The 18,227-nt window shown below is 37.3% G+C and carries 15 protein-coding genes and 1 riboswitch; of the genes, 11 read left to right on the top strand and 4 right to left on the bottom strand.

Features of this window, described 5'->3' with window-relative positions; genetic code table 11:
* Positions 1 to 145 precede the first annotated feature (145 nt).
* Positions 146 to 328: riboswitch (Lysine riboswitch) on the bottom strand.
* 357 nt (positions 329 to 685) lie between these two features.
* Positions 686 to 2,125 carry an NADP-dependent glyceraldehyde-3-phosphate dehydrogenase gene (locus tag ACM6HU_RS03085; RefSeq protein ID WP_016113266.1) on the bottom strand — a complete coding sequence of 480 codons (1,440 nt, stop codon included), beginning with the start codon at positions 2,123 to 2,125 and terminating at the stop codon, positions 686 to 688.
* Between the two features lie 843 nt (positions 2,126 to 2,968).
* Here ACM6HU_RS03085 and ACM6HU_RS03090 point away from each other — a divergent pair.
* The 6 genes from ACM6HU_RS03090 to ACM6HU_RS03115 all read left to right on the top strand — a co-directional run bounded on the left by ACM6HU_RS03090 (position 2,969) and on the right by ACM6HU_RS03115 (position 9,571).
* Positions 2,969 to 4,723, top strand: a complete 1,755-nt coding sequence (locus ACM6HU_RS03090) for an ABC transporter ATP-binding protein (RefSeq protein ID WP_077295143.1) — start codon at positions 2,969 to 2,971, stop codon at positions 4,721 to 4,723.
* Positions 4,720 to 6,720 carry an ABC transporter ATP-binding protein gene (locus tag ACM6HU_RS03095; protein ID WP_077295145.1) on the top strand — a complete coding sequence of 667 codons (2,001 nt, stop codon included), beginning with the start codon at positions 4,720 to 4,722 and terminating at the stop codon, positions 6,718 to 6,720. Before ACM6HU_RS03090 ends, ACM6HU_RS03095 begins: the two co-directional genes overlap by 4 nt.
* A gap of 254 nt (positions 6,721 to 6,974) precedes the next feature.
* Positions 6,975 to 7,247, top strand: a complete 273-nt coding sequence (locus ACM6HU_RS03100) for a hypothetical protein (RefSeq protein ID WP_414847984.1) — start codon at positions 6,975 to 6,977, stop codon at positions 7,245 to 7,247.
* A gap of 72 nt (positions 7,248 to 7,319) precedes the next feature.
* On the top strand, positions 7,320 to 8,120 hold the full coding sequence (locus ACM6HU_RS03105; RefSeq protein WP_077295147.1) for an amino acid ABC transporter substrate-binding protein: 801 nt from the start codon (positions 7,320 to 7,322) through the stop codon (positions 8,118 to 8,120).
* Complete coding sequence (locus ACM6HU_RS03110; protein WP_016113270.1) at positions 8,107 to 8,805, top strand: amino acid ABC transporter permease; 699 nt, start codon at positions 8,107 to 8,109, stop codon at positions 8,803 to 8,805. The genes ACM6HU_RS03105 and ACM6HU_RS03110 overlap by 14 nt, the downstream gene beginning before the upstream one ends.
* Before the next feature lie 31 nt (positions 8,806 to 8,836).
* Positions 8,837 to 9,571: an amino acid ABC transporter ATP-binding protein gene (locus ACM6HU_RS03115; protein WP_077295149.1), complete on the top strand. Its 735-nt coding sequence runs from the start codon at positions 8,837 to 8,839 to the stop codon at positions 9,569 to 9,571.
* Positions 9,572 to 9,619: 48 nt separating this feature from the next.
* On the opposite strand, the gene ACM6HU_RS03120 is transcribed toward ACM6HU_RS03115, so the two are convergent.
* Positions 9,620 to 9,817: an alpha/beta-type small acid-soluble spore protein gene (locus tag ACM6HU_RS03120; RefSeq protein ID WP_003195499.1), complete on the bottom strand. Its 198-nt coding sequence runs from the start codon at positions 9,815 to 9,817 to the stop codon at positions 9,620 to 9,622.
* Between the two features lie 419 nt (positions 9,818 to 10,236).
* Here ACM6HU_RS03120 and ACM6HU_RS03125 point away from each other — a divergent pair, with 419 nt between their 5' ends.
* Complete coding sequence (locus ACM6HU_RS03125; RefSeq protein WP_016113272.1) at positions 10,237 to 10,482, top strand: hypothetical protein; 246 nt, start codon at positions 10,237 to 10,239, stop codon at positions 10,480 to 10,482.
* A gap of 18 nt (positions 10,483 to 10,500) precedes the next feature.
* On the opposite strand, the gene ACM6HU_RS03130 is transcribed toward ACM6HU_RS03125, so the two are convergent.
* Positions 10,501 to 11,889, bottom strand: coding sequence for a YheC/YheD family protein (locus ACM6HU_RS03130; protein ID WP_414847985.1), 1,389 nt, complete (start codon positions 11,887 to 11,889; stop codon positions 10,501 to 10,503).
* A 765-nt stretch (positions 11,890 to 12,654) separates the two neighbouring features.
* Between ACM6HU_RS03130 and ACM6HU_RS03135 the strand changes: the two genes are divergently transcribed.
* The 4 genes from ACM6HU_RS03135 (at position 12,655) to budA (ending at position 17,560) form a co-directional block, all read left to right on the top strand.
* The gene (locus ACM6HU_RS03135; protein WP_033671373.1) at positions 12,655 to 13,812 is read left to right on the top strand and encodes a DUF445 domain-containing protein; all 1,158 of its coding nucleotides are present in this window, start codon (positions 12,655 to 12,657) and stop codon (positions 13,810 to 13,812) included.
* A 533-nt stretch (positions 13,813 to 14,345) separates the two neighbouring features.
* Positions 14,346 to 14,699 (top strand): YlbF/YmcA family competence regulator, encoded by a 354-nt coding sequence (locus ACM6HU_RS03140; protein WP_016113275.1) that lies wholly within the window; start codon positions 14,346 to 14,348, stop codon positions 14,697 to 14,699.
* A 392-nt stretch (positions 14,700 to 15,091) separates the two neighbouring features.
* A complete protein-coding gene (alsS, locus tag ACM6HU_RS03145; protein ID WP_016113276.1) occupies positions 15,092 to 16,780 on the top strand; it encodes an acetolactate synthase AlsS in 1,689 nt (562 codons plus the stop codon).
* Positions 16,781 to 16,801: 21 nt separating this feature from the next.
* Positions 16,802 to 17,560, top strand: a complete 759-nt coding sequence (gene budA / locus ACM6HU_RS03150; protein WP_016113277.1) for an acetolactate decarboxylase — start codon at positions 16,802 to 16,804, stop codon at positions 17,558 to 17,560.
* A gap of 26 nt (positions 17,561 to 17,586) precedes the next feature.
* Here the strand turns inward: budA and ACM6HU_RS03155 are convergent, their stop codons facing one another.
* Positions 17,587 to 18,201, bottom strand: a complete 615-nt coding sequence (locus ACM6HU_RS03155) for a DNA-3-methyladenine glycosylase (protein ID WP_016113278.1) — start codon at positions 18,199 to 18,201, stop codon at positions 17,587 to 17,589.
* Positions 18,202 to 18,227: the final 26 nt, after the last annotated feature.

Raw genomic sequence — 18,227 nt, forward strand, 5'->3', positions numbered from 1 at the left:
TACCTCCAAAGTTAGTATAACCAAGTCAAGCGAGGAGATATGTATGTCTTCCAAAAAGGGAAGAAAGGTAAGCTTCATACAAAACAAAAAAAGCACGTGTAATTGTCGCTACGTGCTTTCTATCTTATAGGAAACCCACGACATACCTCTCGATAGCTCTCCACAAACAAATTGTTTGTGACAGTTCTGCACTTATTAAATAGCAGACCCAGCAAGAATGCACAGTGGGCATTTCTTACTTCGGCAACCATTCCTTTCCCATTCATTCATCGATGCCACTACATCTCCTGAAATGATACTCTTAATGACTGCAACCTCTACCTCACCGAGATACGAATGAGGATTTATGTATTAAATTAACATAATCAAGGGTAACAAATGAATTTTTATACGTCAATGGATATAGTAATAATCAGACTATAGCGAACAATTTGTCATTAAAAGAAGAGGGGTTTTTTTAGAAATAGGCTCTGTTAATCTGTGTGTTAAACTAATGAAAAAAATATTTTTGATATTTTGTCTCACTTGAATCTAGAAAAACAACATAATTATTCTGTAACTTTATTTGAGAATGTAATGGATTGGTTAATGAACAGTGATCCTAAAGCATATTAGATAAGTGAATAGGAGAATGAAAGAATATAAAAAGAAGCTAATCTACAGCTGTAGACTAGCTTCTAAAATATTAAACTAAGTTTAATACAGTTACTTTCTCACGTGTCATAGACTCAAGGCTCTTACGGATACCTTGTGCTCCCATACCAGAACCTTTTACGCCGATGAATGGGAAGTGGTCAGGACCACGCTCTGTACGTCCGTTAATTTGAACGGAACCAGTGTCAATTTTGTTTGCAATTGCAAATGCTTTATTAATGTCTTTTGTGAAGACACTTGCTTGTAAGCCGAAATCTGATTTGTTCGCAATTTCAATTGCTTGTTCATCAGAAGAAACACGGATGATTGGAAGGATTGGGCCGAATGGCTCTTCCCAAGCAACTTTCATATCTTCTGTTACATTGTCAATTAATGTTGGGTAAATTAAGTTGCGCTCGCGTTTGTTACCAATTACGATTGTAGCGCCTTTTTCTACTGCATCGTCAACTAATCCTTGAACGAAATCAGCAGATTTATCGTCGATTAATGGCACGATTGTACTGTCTTGTTCTGGAGAACCAACAGTTAATTCAGCCACTTGATCTTTTAATAAGCTAACAAGCTCGTCCGCTACATTTTCATGTACAAGCACGCGCTTGATTGCAGTACAGCGTTGACCTGAGTATGAGAATGCGCCGCTAACGATATGTTTTGCAGCTTCCCCTAGGTCAGCATCTTCACGTACGATACCAGGGTCTTTACCGCCAAGTTCTAATACAAGCGGAATCATAGCAGCTTTTTTCGCTAAGTGAGCACCTGTGTTTGTACCACCTGTGAACGATACCATATTTACGCCAGGATGTTCTACTAAGTAGTCGCCGATAACAGAACCGCGTCCTGTTGCTACGTTTACAAGTCCTTTTGGAAGACCTGCTTTATGAAGAGCTTCAACCATTTTAATACCGCTAATTGCGCCTTGTGTTGCTGGTTTAAAGATAACAGCGTTCCCCATAATAAGAGCTGGTGCAAGTTTTGCAGCAGATAAGTTTACAGGGTAGTTAAATGGTGCGATTGCTAAAACAACACCACGTGGTGCACGTTGAATGATTGCAAGCTTGGATTTAGATCCACCAGGGAAGCTATCACCCATCATGCTTTCGCCATGCATATGAAGTGCTTCGTCTACAGTGTAACGAATTAAGTCCGCTGTACGAACAACTTCTTTTTTCGCATCTTTATAACCTTTACCGACTTCTTTCATTACGATATCGGCAATTTCATCTCGCATATTTACAAGCTCATCAGCCCATTTATATAAATATTTTGCACGATCTTGAAGAGAAGCTTCCGCCCATTCTTTTTGAGCTTGTTGTGCTGATTTAACTGCTTCGTCAACTTCCCCGCGAGTAATTGCTTGTACTTTACCAATTACTTCGTGTAAATATGGTGATGGAATATCAATTGTTTGCCCAGAAGAGCTTTCTCTCCATTCACCGTTTAAATAAAATTTGTACGTATTGCTAGTTGTCATGATTTGTCCTCCTAAAATAGCAACTTGTAAGAGTGAGTATATGGTGATTGTAGGGGGTTTGAGAATATTTTTCAAACAAAATGTTTATGGAAACGATTTCTTATATGATTTTTATTTTGTATGCCCTTTCTTAAAGGGGTTTACCTTATTTGTAAGTGAAATATAGGATTATCTATAATAATATCGATAGATAATTTTTTCGAGTATCGAAGTGGTATTGTACATCTTTTATTTTTTGTGATAAAAGTTTGTTTTGTAAAATAATGAAAAAAACAATTGACAGAAAAGTTGATAAAGTTATAAAATTAAAAATGGAAAATAAATGAAGGGGGTGCGCGTAATGATTGTAATGGTAAATATGACTGGCTTAGTTGGATTACATGGTGGGAAACATTCATATCATTACGCAACCCGTACGGAAAGATAGTGCTTTTTTGTTTTCAAAAAAAGCGTACGTTGCGTATTTCGTAACGTACGCTTTTATGCGTTTTCTCGCATATCGTCAAGCGGCGGTATGCGTTTTTTTGTCTCTATTTTGGTTGTTTCCATACTTTGTATGGTTTCGATAAAGTGAAACTTCCATCCGTAAGGGGGATTTATCTCCCACGGATGGTTAGTTGAACCAATCGGGCATTTACGGGCAGTTATCCCCTTATCTATCGTTCTCATTTCTTGCTGAATCTTGAGGTGGGGATTTTACTGCCCGCAAATAGCGGGGTAGAAAAAATACGGAAGGTGAGAAGATATGGTGAATCAGTACAATTGGTACGGTGTAAAAGCAGGGGCTTTTGATAGTGGATAACAGAAATAGACTGAAACAAGATCGAGAAGGGAGAGATTTCATTGTTTTCAGTATTACAAAAGTTAACATGGTTTTTTAAAGAACATTGGAAGAGGTATAGCATCGCGATTGGAGTGCTTCTAATTGTAAATGTAATAGAGGTAATTCCTCCGAAAGTAATTGGGTTAACAATTGATCATATAAAAGTAGGTTCTTTAACAAACGAAGTGATTATACAGTATGTTTGGATTTTATTTGGAGCGGCAGTTGGTGGGTATGTACTCACCTACGTATGGCAGCACCAATTATTTGGCGGTGCATTCGTGCTTGAAAAAACGATGCGTTCAAAATTTATGGGGCACTTGTTGAAAATGACGCCGACCTTTTATCACAAAAATCGTACTGGTGATTTAATGGCGAGAGCGACAAATGATTTAAAGGCGATTGCTATGACTGCTGGTTTTGGGATTTTGACACTTGTTGATTCTAGTTTATATATGCTCACAATTGTTTTTATGATGGGATTTTCAATCAGTTGGCAACTTACAATTGCGGCACTTCTGCCCTTGCCGATTATGGCATATGCGATGAATATATATGGGAAGAAGTTACATGAACGCTTTACGATTGCTCAAGATGCTTTTGGAGATATGAATGATAAAGTACTTGAATCGATTGCAGGCGTGCGTGTTATCCGTGCATATGTACAGGAAAAAGCTGATGAGCAAAGATTTCATCAACTAGGAACAGATGTATATGAAAAAAATATGAAAGTAGCAAGAATTGATGCACTGTTTCAGCCGACGGTGAAGATGCTAGTTGGTCTTAGTTATTTGATTGGTCTTGTATATGGAGCGTTTTTAGTTTTCCAATCGAAGGTTACGCTTGGCGAACTTGTTTCTTTTAACGTCTACCTTGGGATGATGATTTGGCCAATGTTTGCGATTGGTGAATTAATAAATGTCATGCAGCGCGGAAATGCTTCGTTAGATCGTGTCAATGAAACGTTGGCGTATGAGCCTGACGTGAAGAACGTGAAAAAACCGACGCGTGTACACGAACCAGAGTATATCGACTTTGATAAAGTTTCCTTTTCGTATCCGGCTTCACCTGAGCTGAATTTGAAAAATGTTTCTTTTTCATTAAAACAAGGAGAAACGCTTGGCATTGTTGGGAAAACAGGAAGTGGTAAAACGACTCTTGTTCGTCAGCTTCTTCGCCAGTATCCACTTGGAGGAGGGGATATTACAGTGTCGAATGTTGCGCTAGGTGAAATTTCGACTGAAAACGTACGAAGCTGGATTGGATATGTACCACAAGAGCATATTCTATTTTCAAAAACAGCACGTGAAAATATTTTATTTGGAAACAGGGAAGCAAGTCAGGAGGAACTTGAAAAGGCTATTGAAATCGCAGCATTCAAAAAAGATTTGGAGTTCCTTTCAGAAGGATTAGAGACGCTTGTTGGAGAGAAAGGTGTTTCTTTATCTGGTGGGCAAAAACAGCGAATTTCGATTGCACGAGCAGTTATTCAAAATCCAGAAATTTTAATTTTAGATGATTCATTATCAGCTGTGGATGCCAGGACGGAAGCAGCAATTATTGAAAATATACGAAGAGAAAGAAGCGGAAAAACAACAATTATAACAACGCACCGCCTGTCAGCTGTGCAGCATGCTGATTGGATTCTCGTTATGGATAATGGTGAAATTATCGAAGAGGGAACACATGATAGGCTCATTTTGAATGGTGACTGGTATGCGGAGCAGTTTGAAAGACAGCAGGGCGAAAACGTAGAGGGTGAGGTGAAAATATGAGTGTTGGAAAACGGTTATTTCAATACGCTATGAAAGTAAAGGGAACCATTTTTGTGGCACTTGCAATGTTATTTATTTTCGTTATTGCAGAGCTTGCAGGTCCATTTGTAGCAAAGACAATGATTGATGATCATATTGTCGGTATTGAGAAACCATGGCATGAAACAGTGCAAGGGGACGATGCCGTACTTTATAACGGAGATTGGTATAAGCGAAGCGACCGCTTTGAACAAGGTGAACAAAAAGGAAAAGAAGTTCGTATTATACAAGTTGGTTTCACTTATTATTTTGTACCTAATAAGGTTGCAGCAGAGGGAACACGTTCTGTAAAGGGAGATGTTATTACAGTTCAAAGTGGAAAAGCAACGCAAGTGTATAAAGCAAAAATGTTAACAACCAAAGAAGTGTATTCGTTTTATGAACCTGAGATGAAACGATTACTTTTACTTGGCGGAGGATATTTTGCACTATTGTTAGTTGTATCTTTATTTGCATATGGTAAACAGTTTTTCTTACAGAAAGCATCTAATAAAATCATTCAAATTATGCGTGAAGATGTCTTTTCTCATATTCAAACATTACCGATTCGTTATTTCGACCATTTACCAGCAGGGAAAATTGTATCGCGTGTAACGAATGATACGGAGGCCATTCGGGAGTTATATGTAACAGTTTTAGCGACATTTGTTTCTAGTTTTATTTATATTATTGGAATCTTTATTGCTTTATTTTTACTTGATATGAAATTAGCGCTGTTATGTTTAATTATCGTACCAATTTTAATTGTTTGGGCTGTTGTATATAGAAAATATGCCTCTGTGTACAATCATAAGATGCGCTCTCGGTTATCAGATATTAATGGAACAGTGAATGAATCCATCCAAGGAATGCCTATCATCCAGGCATTTCGTCAAGAACGTGCAACAAAGAAAGAATTTGAAGAATTAAATGAAGATTACTTTAAGTACCAAAATAAAATTTTAAATTTAAATGCAGCGACATCGCATAATTTAGTAGGTGTCTTACGCAACATTGCTTTTACGGCGGTTATTTGGTATTTTGGTGGTGCCTCTTTGAGCGCTGCTGGGATTATCTCTTTAGGGATACTGTATGCATTCGTCGATTATTTAACAAGGCTCTTCTCACCCATTACAAATATGGTAAACCAGCTTGCGAATTTAGAGCAAGCGCGCGTTGCATCGGAACGTGTATTTGAACTGCTGGATGAAAAGGGCGAAGTAGTGGAAGAGGAACGTATACCACGTCTTAATGGAAATGTTCGATTTGATGATGTTTCATTTTCTTATAATGGGAAAGATGAAGTGTTAAAAAATATTTCTTTCGAGGCAAAAAAAGGAGAGACGGTGGCCCTTGTTGGTCATACGGGATCGGGGAAAAGTTCCATTATGAATGTACTCTTCCAATTTTATGAGTTTCAAAAAGGAAAACTGACAATTGATGGGCGTGACGTGAAAGAGATACCAAAGCAGGCACTCCGTGAGCATATGGGGATTGTACTGCAAGATCCATTTCTATTTAGTGGTACAGTTGCATCGAATGTAAGCTTAGAACATCCAAGGATTTCAAAGGCTCGAATTATAAAAGCACTGCACGATGTAGGGGCAGAGCGATTTGCTAACAATATAGAAGAAGAAATTACGGAAAAAGGAAGTACCCTATCGACTGGGGAGCGCCAACTTATATCTTTCGCGCGTGCGTTAGCATTTGATCCTGCTATTTTAGTGTTAGATGAAGCGACCTCAAGTATTGATACAGAGACTGAGGCGATGATTCAGGGGGCACTAGAAGTTGTAAAGAAAGGAAGAACAACATTTATCATTGCACATCGCCTTTCCACAATTAAGAGTGCAGATCAAATCATTGTGCTCGATCGGGGCACTATTCTTGAAAAAGGGTCACATGAAGAATTAATGCAGAAAAAGGGTCGTTATTATGAAATGTATAAAACGCAAATAGAAGGAAGTCAAAGTGCGTAACTTTCACGAAATGTTCAGGAAACTTTAAAGTAATGTTTACAAATGCGCCCATCTCTTTCCTTATCCATGTGATATGTTGGAAGCAAGGGGGAGATAAAGATGGAAGAATTAACAGTTACATTTAACATTGCTTTCTTTTTATTACTGTGCGGAATGATCGGGTATTGTGTATTAGACTCTTAAAGGAACTTGCTATGGTAGCAAGTTCTTTTTTGTATATATAAATCCATATTGATTTTTCAACAAATAAGTCGGTGCTACGAAAACAAAAGCAGATTTTCACTCATTTTCTCCTTTTGTTTTCACACGGCATGGGCAAAAAAGGCCCTGCTCGCATTTATGCATGGGCGGAAGCTCTCTCCCAACCAAAAAGAAAGGTTTTTTGTTTTAAAGTAAGTATTGTTTTACCTTTTTTCTTAGAAGTGCTATATTTAAAAATGTTACTTATTTTTTGTATGTGGCGATTTTATATCATGTTGTTTGATTATGAAAAAAAAGGATACACTAATGACGAACATTTTCATTGAAAAATTGTTCAAGATTGCATACAATCAATATAGTTTTTAAATTCCTATCAGAATACTTGGAGGACTAATATCATGAAGAAATTATTTTCAGTGCTTGCAGTAGCTACACTAGCAGTCGGTATTGTGGCGGGCTGTGGCAAAGAAGAGAAAAAAGATACAGCTACTAGTCAAGATGCATTGCAACAAATTAAAAAAAGCGGTGAATTCGTTGTTGGTACAGAAGGTACATACCCACCGTTTACATTCCATGATGGAGGTGGAAAATTAACTGGATTTGACGTTGAGTTAACAGAAGAAGTTGCAAAACGTCTCGGTGTGAAACCAGTATTTAAAGAAACACAATGGGATAGCTTGCTTGCAGGGCTTGATGCAAAACGTTTCGATATGGTTGCGAATGAAGTCGGAATTCGTGAAGATCGTCAAAAGAAGTATGATTTCTCTAAACCGTATATTTCTTCTTCAGCAGCACTTGTCGTTGCAAAGGATAAAGATAAACCTGCTTCATTTACAGATGTAAAAGGATTAACAGCAGCACAGTCTTTAACAAGTAACTATGCGGATCTTGCAAAGAAAAATGGTGCGAAGATTCAAGGGGTAGAAGGCTTTAGTCAAGCAGTAGAACTACTTAATACAGGTCGCGTTGATTTCACAATCAATGATAAATTATCAGTGTTAAACTATTTACAAACGAAAAAAGATGCAAACATTAAAATTGCAGCAACAGAAAAAGAAGCGTCACAAAGTGGGTTCTTATTCCGTAAAGGTAGCGATAAGCTTGTACAAGAAGTAGATAAAGCGTTAGAAGATATGAAAAAAGATGGTACGTATGACAAAATAACGAAAAAATGGTTCGGTGAAAATGTATCTAAGTAATGCATTGATTACAGATCGATTATCTACATGGGTAGATATTATGCAAGCATCCTTCATGCCTATGCTAGAGGGTGCTCTTTTCACGACAATCCCATTAACGATTATCACATTTGTGATCGGTATTATATTGGCGATATTTACTGCTTTAGCACGTATTTCAAGTAGCCGCCTACTACAATGGATTGCTCGTATCTATGTATCTATTATTCGCGGAACACCACTTCTTGTACAATTGTTTATTATTTTCTATGGACTTCCAACTCTTAACATTGAGATTGATCCATATCCAGCAGCTATTATTGGTTTTTCATTAAATGTTGGTGCATATGCATCTGAAATTATTCGTGCTTCTATTTTGTCTATTCCAAAAGGGCAATGGGAAGCAGCATATACAATTGGGATGACATATCCACAGGCGCTAAAACGCATTATTTTACCACAAGCGACACGTGTATCGATTCCACCGCTTTCGAATACGTTTATTAGCTTAGTGAAGGATACTTCATTAGCATCATTAATTTTAGTAACAGAGCTGTTTCGAAAAGCACAGGAAATTGCAGCAATGAACTATGAATTTTTAATTGTTTATTTTGAAGCAGGTCTTATTTATTGGGCGATTTGTTTCTTATTATCTATCGTGCAACAAATATTAGAAAAACGTTCAGAGCGTTATACGCTTAAATAATAATCCTTTTATAAAAGGAGTTTTTGTTTTTATGATTTCAATTCAACATTTACAAAAGAGTTTCGGTGATAACACGGTACTAAAGCATATTGATTTATCAGTGGAGAAAGGTGAAGTTGTTGTCATTATTGGGCCATCTGGATCTGGTAAGACAACATTTTTACGTTGCCTGAATGTATTAGAAACACCAAATGCAGGTATTGTTCGCATTGGTGACAAAGAGCTGGATTTCTCTAAAAAAGTAACGAAGAAAGATATTGTAAATCTTCGTACACAAACAGGTATGGTGTTCCAGCATCATAATTTATTTCCTCATTTAACAGCAATCCAAAATGTAATGGAAGGGCTTGTTACAGTGAAAAAAGTAGGGAAAGAAGAAGCGAAGAAAAAAGCGACATATTTCCTTGAGAAGGTTGGACTTGGTGACAAAATGGAGTTATATCCATTCCAACTATCTGGTGGCCAGCAACAACGCGTTGGAATTGCTCGTGCGCTTGCGATGGAACCAGAAGTTTTATTATTTGATGAACCAACATCAGCGTTAGACCCAGAACTTGTACAAGAGTTCCTAAAGGTAATGAAGGAACTTGCACAAGAAGGAATGACGATGGTGATTGTAACGCACGAAATGCGCTTTGCTCATCAAATTGCGAATCGTGTTATCTTTATGGATGGTGGCGTTGTTGTGGAAGAAGGTACGCCAGAAGAGGTATTTACAAATCCGAAAGAAGAACGAACGAAGCGATTTTTACAAATGCTAGGGTAGAAAGAAAGGTCTCAAGCGAATGCTTGAGACCTTTTTTGCCATATATATTTATTTTTGGTATCCGCCAAGGCTTTGCTCAGCCATTGCTACTAAACGTTTTGTAATTTCGCCACCAACAGAACCGTTTGCACGAGCTGTAGAATCTGCTCCTAATTGTACACCAAATTCTTGAGCGATTTCATATTTCATTTGATCGATTGCAGCTGTTGCACCTGGTACTACTAATGGATTGTTTTGGTTTGCCATAGGAATATATCCTCCTTAAAGTATAGAAATTTTTTTGGTTGGATTAGCTGGAGTTGAACCAGATTATCGCCTCGTTTGGCGCTAATCCATCGTTTGAAGTGAATGTACTCATAGTATGGATGTTACGTAGAAAGATATGCGAGTTAATAATTTGTAAATTTTGTAAAAATATATACCGATTTTGATTTTTCAGCATATAAGTTACAGCTATGGATAACTAAAGGTGACCTGCACTCTTTTTCTCTCTGTGTTTTCACTTGGCATGGGGCAGGAAAAGGATCTGAACGCTTCTATGCATGGCCGGATGCTCTCTCTCACCTAAAAAGAAGGATTTTATTTCGTTTTTTTAATTTGTATTTTTCTAAAAGAAGGTCACACTAATCGTAAATATGAAACCTCTAGGATTGGAGGAGTTATAAATGGGAATATGTCCACTTTGCAATGCACTGGAAGCTCAAGTATATTCTTGTCAAAGTTGCCTGAATGTACTCCAAGATTATGGAAAAGTTGTAGATTATACAGATGCTTATAGCGCATATATGGATCAAGATTTATTAATAGAGGTAGACAGTTTAACAGGGGAGAATTCTCAGCAATATTGTGTTCATGTTTTCTATTGCGGGACGTGTGGTACACAAACTGAATTAACGGTGAAACTGGTGTAATAAAAAAACTTCCACCTATTATAGGGTGGAAGTTTTATCTTCTGGTAATAGCCCTTTCGGACGAGAAAGATGATGTTCTGTTAAATGCATGGCGTACTCGTAAAATAGCTGTCTCGTCAGTTCACTATATTCTTGTAGTGTTTCGGATTGAAATATAGTTCTTCCAGGTTTGGAATTGGCTTCAAATAGCCAAATCTTCTCATCTTTATCTAAACCAAAATCAAAACCAATTTCTCCAATATTTCCTTCCGTTTGCTGATCTAAAATAGAACTTAGTCGCAAGGCTGCATCTGTCAATTTATTCGTGATTCGAACACGCTCCGTTGCATCAGAAAAAATATCTTGGAGTAGTTTTACTTCTCCGCCGCTATCTATATGAGTTGTCATACTGCCTTTCCCGGCGATTTTTGCAACGATGGCACTGACTCTCCAACTTCCAAAACGATTTTTATTTGTATGAATACGAAAGTCTACTGGCTGCCCACCTATACGTAATAATACAATTCCTTGTTGAACAATAAATGTTTTTAAATCATGGCCTTGCATAACATGATTGATAAGTGTTTCTAAAGAGTGATACTTTCGTAATTTATTCTGCCCTGCCTCGCGGTAACGACAATAATAACTGTTTTCTGAAGTGGAATAAAAAATTTGATAAATATTTCGTCCAAAACTACCATGCACAGGTTTCATATAAATGTGTTTATATGATGATAAGAAATTCTCTACTTGCTCGAAGTGCTGAAATGTTTCTGTTTGAGGTAACAGAGAAGCGACTGTTTTTTCATTTGTAAGCAGCTGGTGTATATTCCATTTGTTAAAAAAACCTGGGTTAAACCATGGAATGGTGTACTTCGTTTGTAATCGTTTTTTTGTTCTGATAATAGGTTTGTAAAGTTCTGCTTCTCGATTAGGTAGCCGATCATAAATAACGTTTGGAAAAGGAACTTTATATTGTATCCAGTTTTCCCCTTTAAAAAAGTATCCATCAATTGTTTCCTCATCCCAGTTTATATGTTGTGCACCAAATAAGAAAACAAATGGATGTAAAGAGTGAGGTGGGATCAGTAACTCCTTGAAACTGATGGAACGATTGCCAATTGGATTAGCAGCTGATTCTGTAAAACCTGTTGTGAAAATACCAATCAATGGTCCAAATATAAGTGTTTGATTTTGAATGAAAGCATGCACGGTAGTTGGAAATGGAAGATAAAGTTCTTTCGCAATTTGTTCGCCAATTATAATTTCGTGAGCATAAGTATAATGAATTTCAATATTTTCACATGTCGTATTTCGTGTGCCGAAGGAAAGAAATGTAAGGGGAGAAGTACTAGAAAATATATAGGGCAATGTTAGCGATCTTGGATGATCGATAGAAATTTGTAATGTGTAAATATGATCTTTCAATGTAATAGTCACTCCTTTTTCAGTTACGGTGTAAATCGATTAAACCGTAATGGGCCGTGGGAAGCTTCTTCGGCCAGTGAATAATCATGCTGTTTTCGCATTCGCATATATAATCCTAAGTGCTCTAGTTTATCCATTATGTAAAAAGAGAAGAGAGAACTGCTCAATTGTTTTGTATTTCTATTGTGCAATTGCGAGAATAGCTTCAGTACATTGCAAACATGCTTCCATATCATTATACTGTTGTCCGGATAACGATATTCTATTTTTGGATGATCTATGTTTTAGGACGAGAGAAGCCAAATTGAAAGACATTCCTTTTTAGAGGTAAGAGCATCCGATGAAGCATAGAAGCGGTCAGGGCCTTTTTTAGCCCTACGCCACGTGAAATCAAAAGGAGAAAATAAGTGGAGGTCACTTTTTGTTTTCATAGCAGTGACTGATGTATGGAAAAATCGAAATGGATTTATGTACATACAAATGGAAAAACCTTTCTTTTTAGAGGGAAAAGAGGATCCGTCCATGGATAGAAGCGGTCGGATTCTTTTTCGGTCCCATGCCAAGTGAAAACGAGTGGAGGTCATCTTTTGTTCGTCATGGCAGTGATTGGGTTTTGGGGAATTGTGGTAGTTAGTTTGCATCTTAAGCCGTGAGAAATCGCAAAAGGTAGCTGATGGATGGAGAAAATCAGTGTATCTCAAGATAAATGGCTGGTTGTGTATTGTTTTTGTAACAGGTTGTAGTAAGATATATATATTTGGAGAAATGGAAGGCTGGTATTGTGTAATGAATATGTGGTTAAATATGTTAACAACGACAGGATTAGGAGCAATAATTGGTGGGTATACGAATCATTTAGCGATAAAAATGTTATTTCGCCCGCATCGCCCTATTTATATTGGAAAGTTTCGAGTACCGTTTACACCAGGATTGATTCCGAAGCGTCGTGATGAACTTGCTGTTCAATTAGGAAAAATGGTCGTGGATCATTTGTTAACACCGGAAGGGATCGGGAAGAAATTAACAGATGAAAACTTTCAGCAAGAGCTTATTCAGTGGGGACAAGTAGAGATAGATAAAATTTTGGTGAATGAGCAATCATTACGAGAGGTTTTAGAAAAATGGGGCTTGGAGCATGTGGAAGGGAAGACAATTCAAAAAATTGAAAGTATGATTGTGGAAAAAATTGAGACGTTTTTATCACAATATTATACATATACGTGGGAACAAGCTTTGCCTAGTTCTGTTCATGAAAAAGTGGAGCAAATGCTTCCGAATGTAGCATCATTTATTTTAGAAAGAGGTAAAAGCTTTTTTGAAAGTGAAGAGGGAAAAGAGCGTCTTGCCAAAATGATTGATGACTTTTTTGTTTCACGAGGTACATTATTAAATTTAGTAGGTATGTTTTTAGGGAATGTAAGTTTAGTCGATCGTCTGCAGCCAGAAGTGATTAAGTTTTTAGGACAAGAAGGAACGAAGCAACTTTTAAGTGATGTACTGCAAAAAGAGTGGGAGAAATTAAAGGGAAGAGAAGTGAAGGAACTAGATTCCTTTATAGAGAAAGAAACGATTGTAAAGTCAATCCTATCAACAGTTAAAATAGAGGGAACTGTAAGAGGATTTTTCAATCAGTCTGTTCAAAAAGTGTGTGAACCAGTTCGGGAAAAAGTTGTACAAACAATGATTCCAAGTTTAGTGAAAAAAGGTTTAGCATGGGGGATAAACAATACTGAACAGATTTTGAAAAACTTACGTCTTGCTGAAATCGTACAACAAGAAGTATCTACATTCTCAACAGAGAGATTAGAAGATCTTGTGTTATCAATTACGAAGAGTGAATTGAAGATGATTACATATTTGGGAGCGTTGTTAGGGGGAACAATAGGTTTGATTCAAGGTATAGTGTTGCTTTTTCTAATGTAACGCTTTGTCTATATAAATCCATGTTGCTTTTTCTAATGTAACGCTTTGTCTATATAAATCCATGTTACTTTTTCAACATACAAATCACGGCTATGAAAACAATAGGAGACATCCACTTATGTTCTCCTGTTGTTTTCACATAGCATGGGGCCGACCGCTTTTATGCATGAACGGACGCCCTCACTCCTAAAAAGAAAGGTTTTCAATCGGTTTTTTCAATATATATTGCTTTCTCACCATCTCAGTTACGGCTATGAAAACAACAGGAGATGTCCACTCGCCTTCTCCTGTTGTTTTTACTTGGCATGGGGTAGGAAAAGGAACTGACCGCTTCTATGCATGGGCGGATGCTCTCTCCACCCTAAAAAGAAAGGTTTTCAATCTGTTTTTCAATTTGTACTTATACATACTAATAAATAAAGTGAAAATTCTTCACATCTCGTGCATAGTTTGTTATTGTAAGAAGGTGCGTATCAAAAGGCACTCAAAGGGCGGGGACAATAGACCAAGCCCGTTAAAGGAGGAAAAATACAATGACAAAAAACATTCATGATGTTGCATATGAATTACAAAAAGCAATTGCAGAAAATACAGATTTCCAAGCTTTAAAAGCAAGTTATGCAGAAGTACAAGGGGATGCGGCATCAAAACAACTGTTTGATCAATTCCGTACAATGCAAATGGGCTTACAACAAAAGATGATGCAAGGACAAGAAATTACAGACGAAGATAACCAAAAAGCACAAGAAGTTGTAGCGCTTATTCAACAAGATCCAAAAATCGTAAAGTTAATGGAAGCAGAGCAACGCTTAAATGTTGTAATCGGCGATATTAACAAAATTATTATGAAGCCACTTGAAGAATTATATACTGCATATCAAGCTTAATGAGAAAGGCGTTTCCTGAGAGGGAAGCGTCTTTTTTTTATGGAGTTCGCAGAAGTTCCTTTTCTCAATCAATTGCATAAAAAGAAAGTTTTACAGGGAATAAAGTAAAGATAGGGCAAGGAATATTTGTTGAGAAAACCTTTAAAAATATGTAATATAAATGGAAAAATTTATAAAAAATATTATTTTGATATAAGAAGATGCATGTAAGGGTTTTCATTTTTTATTGTCAAAATAATTTCGAATTCATATTGTTGGAAAAGTAATACGTTTATAATATAATAATCAACAAGATATATTACACCAAGTTAATTAACAATATGTAATATATGAGTGATTTACATAATAACTAGCTTTATTGTACACGATTTTGACATAAAGGGATGATTAGTTTGAGTACAGAAGTAAAAGCAAACAACGTGAAAACAACAACAAAAGGAGCCGATCTTGTTGTCGATTGTTTAATCGAACAAGGAGTTACACATGTTTTCGGTATTCCAGGTGCAAAAATTGATTCTGTGTTTGATGTGTTGCAAGAGCGTGGACCTGAGTTAATCGTTTGTCGTCATGAACAAAACGCAGCATTTATGGCAGCGGCTGTTGGGAGATTGACAGGGAAACCAGGGGTATGTCTTGTTACATCGGGACCAGGGACATCAAATTTAGCGACAGGTCTTGTTACTGCTACGGCAGAGAGTGATCCCGTTGTTGCTTTAGCGGGTGCAGTGCCGCGTACAGATCGTTTAAAACGTACGCATCAATCTATGGATAATGCTGCACTATTCGAACCAATCACAAAATATAGCGTAGAAGTAGAGCATCCTGATAATGTGCCAGAAGCACTTACAAATGCATTCCGCAGTGCAACTTCTACTCATCCGGGAGCAACGCTTGTTAGTCTGCCACAAGATGTTATGACTGCTGAAACGTCCGTGTCATCTATTGGCACGCTTTCTCAGCCGCAACTTGGTATCGCTCCCACACATAAAATTGCAGCAGTTGTAGAACAAATTAAATCTGCAAAATTACCAGTTATTTTACTTGGTATGAGAGCGAGCACAAATGAAGTAACGAAAGCAGTTCGTGAGTTAATTGCTGATACACAATTGCCGGTTGTTGAAACGTATCAAGCAGCTGGAGCAATTTCACGTGAATTAGAAGGTCATTTCTTTGGACGCGTTGGGTTATTCCGTAATCAACCAGGCGATATTTTATTAGAAGAGGCTGATCTTGTTCTATCTATCGGTTATGACCCAATTGAGTATGATCCGAAGTTTTGGAATAAGTTAGGGGACAGAACGATTATTCATCTTGACGATCATCAAGCTGATATTGACCATGACTATCAACCAAATTGTGAATTAATTGGTGATATTGCATTAACGGTAGATAGCATTGCAGAGCAATTACCAAGACTTATCTTGTCAACAAAATCAGAAGCTATTTTAGATCAATTACGTGCGAAATTATCAGAGCAAGCCGAAGTGCCAGTTCGCGATTCACAAGGGCTTACACATCCACTGCAAGTCATTCGTACACTTCGTTCGTTAATTGATGATGAAACAACTGTTGCATGTGACATCGGTTCACATTACATTTGGATGGCGAGATGCTTCCGTTCTTATGAGCCACGCCGTTTATTGTTTAGTAACGGTATGCAAACGTTAGGTGTTGCACTTCCTTGGGCAATTGCAGCGACATTGGTGGAACCAGGTAAAAAAGTTGTTTCTGTTTCTGGAGATGGTGGTTTCTTATTCTCTGCAATGGAATTAGAAACGGCAGTACGCTTGAATTCTCCAATTGTACATCTTGTTTGGAGAGATGGTACATATGATATGGTTGCCTTCCAACAAATGATGAAATACGGCAGAACATCAGCGACAGAATTTGGTGATGTTGATATTGTAAAATATGCAGAAAGCTTCGGTGCTATTGGACTTCGTGTGAATTCTCCAGAAGAGTTAGAAGGGGTATTACAAGAAGCATTGAAAGCAGAAGGCCCTGTTATTGTTGATATTCCAATTGATTACCGCGATAACATTAAATTAAGTGAAAAATTACTACCAAACCAATTGAACTAATGGTAAAGGAGTAGAATAGACATGAGTATTGCACAATTATTAGATATTGATGCGAAAAAGATGAAAACGAATAATGAGGTATATCAAACATCAACAATGCTAGCTTTATTGGATGGTATATATGATGGCATTATCAACTTTGATAAATTAAAAGAGCACGGCGATTTTGGCATCGGTACGTTTGATGAATTAGATGGTGAAATGATTGCTTTTGATGGGGAGTTTTACCATTTACGTTCCGATGGTTCTGCAGAAATGGTAGCACCGGAAGAAACAACACCGTTTGCCACTGTAACATTTTTTGAAAAAGAAATGAGTTATACAATTGATCGTCCAATGAATCGTGAAGAAGTAGAATCTTTATTACAGGAATTAATGCCAAGTAAAAACTTATTTTATGGTATTCGCATGGATGGAACATTCCGTGAAGTAAGAACAAGAACCGTTCCGCGTCAAGAAAAACCATATACACCACTTGTAAAAGTGACAAAATCACAGCCGATTTTTTCTTTCTCTCATACGAAAGGAACAATGGCAGGATTTTGGACACCAGATTATGCGCAAGGTATTGGAGTAGCCGGTTTCCATCTACATTATATTGATGATGAACGAAGCGGAGGCGGACATGTTTTTGATTTTACTGTAGAAAACTGTACGATCGAAATTTGTCAAAAAGCACATATGCATTTAGCACTTCCAGAAACAGCTGATTTTATGGCAGCTGATTTATCTAGAGAAAATCTTGAAAATGATATTGCGACTGCGGAAGGTGCAGAGTAAAAAAAGAAGCCAATTTGGCTTCTTTTTCATTTAGAGACAAATGGATGTCCCTTAAAATAAAACCGCCAAGGATAATGAACAGCTTCTTCTGCATAGCCAATATTGATGCGTGGGCCTGTTACAATCTCATATTGAGAAGATAGGTGTTCTGCTTCTGGCACCAATTCAATATATAATTCATCACCTTGTAAGGATAAGCCACGTTCTTCTAAAGTAATGCCAAGTGCGCGGCATAGCTTTCCAGGTCCGTTCGTTACATTTTTGTATTGTGATTTCGTAAGCTCTGTTTTACCGTAACGTGCCATTTTCATGTCTTCTATTCCATCGACTGGCTCTAATGCCCGAATCAGAACGCCTTGCGGGGTACCAACTGGAGCTGTAATGACATTAAAACAATGATACATACCATAGATGAGATATACATAAGCATGTCCTGGTGCGCCAAACATAACTTCCGTTCGCTCGGTTCGTCTTCCTCCATAGCTATGTGCCGCTTTATCATCTGGTCCTTTATACGCTTCTACTTCTACAATGAATCCACTTCGTTTTATTCCATCTACTATATGTACAAGTTTATGACCAAGTAAATTTTTAGCAATTTCTAATGTATCGCCCTCATAAAAGGAAGGAGGTGCTTTCATATTGGTATCTCCTTTACTGATGATAT

It is taken from the genome of Bacillus sp. IT-79MI2, assembly GCF_949768135.1.
Lineage (GTDB): Bacteria > Bacillota > Bacilli > Bacillales > Bacillaceae_G > Bacillus_A > Bacillus_A pseudomycoides.

Bases quoted from the DNA above. Each gene is read 5' to 3' on its own strand.
- ACM6HU_RS03095 (WP_077295145.1), top strand. From the start codon at position 4,720: ATGAGTGTTGGAAAACGGTTATTTCAATACGCTATGAAAGTAAAGGGA.
- ACM6HU_RS03125 (WP_016113272.1), top strand. From the start codon at position 10,237: ATGGGAATATGTCCACTTTGCAATGCACTGGAAGCTCAAGTATATTCT.
- ACM6HU_RS03155 (WP_016113278.1), bottom strand. From the start codon at position 18,201: ATGAAAGCACCTCCTTCCTTTTATGAGGGCGATACATTAGAAATTGCT.
- ACM6HU_RS03135 (WP_033671373.1), top strand. From the start codon at position 12,655: ATGGAAGGCTGGTATTGTGTAATGAATATGTGGTTAAATATGTTAACA.
- ACM6HU_RS03110 (WP_016113270.1), top strand. From the start codon at position 8,107: ATGTATCTAAGTAATGCATTGATTACAGATCGATTATCTACATGGGTA.
- ACM6HU_RS03115 (WP_077295149.1), top strand. From the start codon at position 8,837: ATGATTTCAATTCAACATTTACAAAAGAGTTTCGGTGATAACACGGTA.
- ACM6HU_RS03120 (WP_003195499.1), bottom strand. From the start codon at position 9,817: ATGGCAAACCAAAACAATCCATTAGTAGTACCAGGTGCAACAGCTGCA.
- ACM6HU_RS03105 (WP_077295147.1), top strand. From the start codon at position 7,320: ATGAAGAAATTATTTTCAGTGCTTGCAGTAGCTACACTAGCAGTCGGT.
- ACM6HU_RS03140 (WP_016113275.1), top strand. From the start codon at position 14,346: ATGACAAAAAACATTCATGATGTTGCATATGAATTACAAAAAGCAATT.
- budA (WP_016113277.1), top strand. From the start codon at position 16,802: ATGAGTATTGCACAATTATTAGATATTGATGCGAAAAAGATGAAAACG.
- ACM6HU_RS03085 (WP_016113266.1), bottom strand. From the start codon at position 2,125: ATGACAACTAGCAATACGTACAAATTTTATTTAAACGGTGAATGGAGA.